Origin of the sequence: Burkholderia sp. BCC0097 (assembly GCF_902832985.1) — a bacterium.
Classification (GTDB): Bacteria; Pseudomonadota; Gammaproteobacteria; order Burkholderiales; family Burkholderiaceae; genus Burkholderia; species Burkholderia orbicola.
Map to the genome: position 1 here is coordinate 1 of NZ_CADFDM010000036.1, position 374 is coordinate 374.

Here is a 374-nt window from a genome sequence, read left to right on the forward strand (position 1 = left end):
ACGGGCTTCGCCGCGTCGGGCACGATCCACAGCACGACGCCGATCGCGAGAATCGACAGCACGCCGACGATCGTGAACAGCCCGCTCATCCCGACCCAGTGGAACACGATCGGCGCACCGACGATCGCGACCGCGAACGACACCCCGATCGAGCCGCCGACCATCGCCATCGCCTTCGTGCGGTTCTGCTCGGAGGTCAGGTCGGCGATGAACGCGAGCACCGCCGACGACACGGCGCCCATCCCCTGGATCACGCGGCCGACGATGATCCACGTGATGTCGTGCGCGAACGCGGCGACGAAGCTGCCGAGCGCGAAGATCACGAGGCCCGTGGCGATCACCGGCTTGCGGCCGAACTTGTCGGACGCCCAGCC

1 protein-coding gene is annotated in these 374 nt (G+C 68.4%); it reads right to left on the reverse strand.

Annotated elements, in window-relative coordinates; translation table 11 throughout:
* The coding region (locus HWX07_RS36790; RefSeq protein WP_175879493.1) for an MFS transporter at positions 1-374 on the reverse strand (374 nt) is incomplete at both ends.